The sequence below is a fragment of the Rhizobacter sp. genome, from assembly GCF_031412075.1.
Lineage (GTDB): Bacteria > Pseudomonadota > Gammaproteobacteria > Burkholderiales > Burkholderiaceae_C > Rhizobacter.
The window spans coordinates 1-3,664 of the sequence record NZ_JANOCG010000360.1 but is presented as its reverse complement, the minus strand read 5'-3'; the positions used below and the strand labels follow the sequence as shown (position 1 = coordinate 3,664).

At 66.6% G+C, this 3,664-nt stretch carries 5 protein-coding genes; all 5 read right to left on the bottom strand.

The annotated features are described in order from the left end of the window. Positions 1–607 (bottom strand): RNA polymerase factor sigma-54 (locus RMO40_RS13370; RefSeq protein WP_489660159.1); only part of this gene is annotated, 607 nt, incomplete at its 3' end. A 154-nt stretch (positions 608–761) separates the two neighbouring features. Continuing rightward, the gene (gene lptB, locus RMO40_RS13365; RefSeq protein WP_309721936.1) at positions 762–1,538 is read right to left on the bottom strand and encodes an LPS export ABC transporter ATP-binding protein; all 777 of its coding nucleotides are present in this window, start codon (positions 1,536–1,538) and stop codon (positions 762–764) included. Further along, positions 1,535–2,155, bottom strand: coding sequence for a lipopolysaccharide transport periplasmic protein LptA (lptA, locus tag RMO40_RS13360; protein WP_309721932.1), 621 nt, complete (start codon positions 2,153–2,155; stop codon positions 1,535–1,537). The genes lptB and lptA overlap by 4 nt, the downstream gene beginning before the upstream one ends. Before the next feature lie 95 nt (positions 2,156–2,250). Next, a complete protein-coding gene (locus RMO40_RS13355) occupies positions 2,251–2,901 on the bottom strand; it encodes a thiol:disulfide interchange protein DsbA/DsbL (RefSeq protein ID WP_309721929.1) in 651 nt (216 codons plus the stop codon). A 68-nt stretch (positions 2,902–2,969) separates the two neighbouring features. After that, positions 2,970–3,602, bottom strand: coding sequence for an SPOR domain-containing protein (locus RMO40_RS13350; RefSeq protein ID WP_309721926.1), 633 nt, complete (start codon positions 3,600–3,602; stop codon positions 2,970–2,972). Between the last annotated feature and the right edge of the window lie 62 nt (positions 3,603–3,664).

Here is a 3,664-nt window from a genome sequence, read left to right as displayed (position 1 = left end):
CTTCGCGCTGCGCGTCGGTGTCGGCGAGTTGCGCGGCAATCTCTTCCAGCGGGTCGGCGAGGTAGCCGTCGTCGTTGAGCGACTCGATCAGCACGGTCACGGCGGCCGCATCTTCGGCGGAGAGGCGCATGCCGAGCAACTGGTCGCGCAGGTGCTCCTGCAGGCTCTCGCCCACGGCGTTGCGCTCTTGCGGGTCGAAGTCGTCGCTGTCGTTGTTGGTGCCGGTGCCGCTGCTGTTGGGCAGCTCGCGGATGCCGTCGAAGTCGTCACGCTCGGTGCCGTTTTCCCAGTCTTCGCGTTCGGTGGTGCCGAACTCGGCACTGTCGACCCCTGGCGTGGCTTCGTCGGGCGCCGAGTCGGAGTTCGGTTCGGCCACCCGCTCGGCTTCACGCTCGGCCACATGCTCCGAGGGCGAGATGCGCTCGGTCATCGGCTCGAAAACAGGCGCGGTTTCTTCTTCGGCTTCGAGGAAGGGGTTTTGCTCCAGCATCTGCTCGACTTCCTGGTGGAGTTCGAGCGTGGAGAGTTGCAGCAGACGGATGGATTGCTGCAACTGGGGCGTGAGCGCCAAGTGCTGCGACAGGCGGACCTGCAATGACGGTTTCATGCTGTCGGCTCGCCCCGTGCAGGTTCAGCCCACAACCCGCAAGACGCGGAACGCGTCGCAGCGGACATCGAGCGGACACCGCGGAACCGGCTTTGCCGGGCCGCTGGTGGCGCCCCCTGGGGGGAGGCGCCGAAGGCGCTTCGGGGGGGTCTCATCACATTCGAAAGTGTTCGCCGAGATAGACCTTTCGCACGTCGGCGTTTTCGACGATCTCGGTCGGCGTGCCTTCGGCCAGCACACGCCCCTCGCTGATGATGTAGGCGCGGTCGCAGATGCCCAGTGTCTCGCGCACGTTGTGGTCGGTGATCAGCACACCGATGCCACGCGCCTTCAGGAAACCGATGATGCGCTGGATCTCCAGCACCGCGATCGGGTCGACGCCGGCAAACGGTTCGTCGAGCAGGATGAAACGCGGCTGCGTGGCCAATGCGCGCGCGATCTCGACCCGCCGCCGCTCGCCGCCCGACAGCGCCGGCGCCGGGCTGTCGCGCAGCTTCTCGATGCTCAGTGCGTTGAGCAGGTCGCCCAGCAGCTTGTCGATGGTGGCCGTGGGCAGCGCGCGGCCCTCGGGGCCGTGTTGCAGCTCCAGCACCGCGCGGATGTTTTCTTCGACGGTCAGCTTGCGAAAGATCGACGCTTCTTGCGGCAGATAGCTCAGCCCCAAGCGCGAGCGTTTGTGGATGGGCAGGCGCTCCACCCGCTGGCCGTCGATGCTGATCTCACCGGCATCGGCGCGCACCAGGCCCACGATCATGTAGAAGCTGGTCGTCTTGCCCGCGCCATTGGGGCCGAGCAGACCGACCACCTCGCCGCTGTTGACCGCCAGGCGCACGTCTTTCACGACCTTGCGCGCGCCGTAGCTCTTTTGCAGGCCCGAGGCCTCCAGCCGGCTCGTGGTGGCGAGCAGCTCGTGCGGCGCAGCGGCGTTCAAGGTTTGCCTCCCTTGGCGGCCGAGGCAGCGGACGCCGCTTCGGCCGCAGCCGGCGAGTCCTGGCGCGGGGTGAGCACCGCACGCACCCGCCCGGTGGGGTTGGACAGCGTGGCGGCCGAGGCCCCACCCGAGACAATGAAAAGCTCGGCCGTGTTGTCGTAGGTGATGAGCGCTCCCGTCACCTCGTCGGCCACCTCGGTGCCACGCAGGCGCTTGACCGAGGCCTTGTTGATGAAGCGGATGGTGTCGGCCTTGCTGTCGTACTCCAGCCGCTCGGCCTGGCCTTCGATGAACTCGTTGACCCCTTCGCGCTTCTGGCGGAAGCCGGCCAGCTGGCTGCTGCTGCCGACGGCGATGGCGTACTGGTAGCCGTCCGGGCTTTCCCGCACCTCGATGCGGTTGGCGCGGATGACCATGGTGCCCTTGGTGACCACCACGTTGCCGTTGAAGGTGACGATCTGGTTTTGCAGGTCGACCTTGCCAGGCTGGTCGGATTCGACCTTCATCTTCTGCAGCCGGTCGGCCTTTTCGGCCTGCGCGGGCAGGGCGACCAAGCCCAGCGCGAGCGCGCAGGCGGTCAAAAACCGGGTCCAGGAGGGGGAGAAGTGTGTCGTCATTGCGGCATGAAACTTGCAGGCCATTCTAGCCGACAGATTCATGCCGCCGAGGCGTACTTGGGCTGTTTTGCCGCAGATCGCGGCGCCCAAAAGGCTCAGGCCTTGCGCAGTGTCTTGATCAGGTGCTCGGTGACCTGCAGCGCCTTTTCAGGCGACCCGGCCAGGGTGCCCGAGGTGAAGAAGCGGCCGTGGATGCCCATGGCCGGCACGCCGTCGATCTTGTAGGCGTCTGCCAGGCGGGTCGCCTGCTTGGCCTTGGTCTGCACCGAAAACGAGTTGAAAACGTCCATGAACTGCGCGCGCGGGATGCCGTTCTTTTCCATGAAGGCGGCGATGTCTTCGGGCTTTTCGAGGCGCTGGCGGTCGTTGTGGATCGCGTAGAACACGCGGCGGTGCAGGGTGTCGACCTTGCCCAGCGCTTCGAGCGCATAAAAGGCCTGCTGCTGTGGCGCATAGGCCTCGCGGAAAGCCACCGGCACGCGGCGGAAGGCAATGTCGGCCGGCAGGTTCTTCGACCAGGCGTCGAGCGTGGGCTCGAAGGCGCTGCAGTGCGGGCAGCCGTACCAGAAGAACTCGACCACCTCGATCTTGCCGGCCGGCGCATTCACCGGCGCCAGGGTGCCCAGGCGAACGTACTGCTTGCCCTCGACCGGGGCGCCCTGCGCCAGCGCCGGCAAGCCAGCCGACAGTGCGGCGGTTCCGAGGCCCAGGCCCACCAGTTGTGCTGAAAAATCGCGACGGTTCATGTTGTGTGAGTTTCCGAGGTCAATGTGACGGGGTGTGGAGTGCGCCGGAGCCCGTTTAGTTCAGCGGCTCACTTCTGAACCTGAACCAGCGCCGACTCCACGCCCGCGCTTTCCAACTTTTCTTTCATCTGTGCCGCTTCTTCTTTCCTGTCGTAAGGCCCCAGGCGCACCCGGTACACGGTGCGGCCGGATTGTTCGCGCTCGGTGACCTTGGCCGCCATGCCCGACATCGCGAGCTTGGCGCGCTGGGCTTCAGCGTCTTCAACCCGGCCAAACGCACCGGCCTGTACAAAGTAGCTCAACGCATCAGCGCCCGGTTTCGTGGACACCGCGCTCTCGGCCGGTGGTTTGCCGGCCAGGATGGCCGCCGGGTCGGGCTTGGTGGTGCTGACGGGCGGGGGCAGCGTGGGCGGCACGGCCGGCGGGGGCGGCGTCACCGGGCCGCTGGCCGAGGCCCCCGGACGGGCGGCGGGCTTGCCATGCAGCGCGCTGTTCGGGTCCCAGTTCTTGTTTTTCTCGACTTCGGCCGCGTCTTGTTCGGCGGTGCGCTGGGGCACCTTGTTCATGAAGGGCACCGGCACCTTGGCGATGTAGAGCGCCACGCCCAAGGCCAGGGCCAGGCCGACCAGAACGCCCACGATCAAGCCGATCACGAAACTGCCTCGTTGGCGGCGGGGGCTGGCGGCACGTTGCATCAACATGGGGTCTCCATCACATCTTGTCGGGGTGGCTCACGCCGAGCAGGGCGAGCGCGTTGCACAGC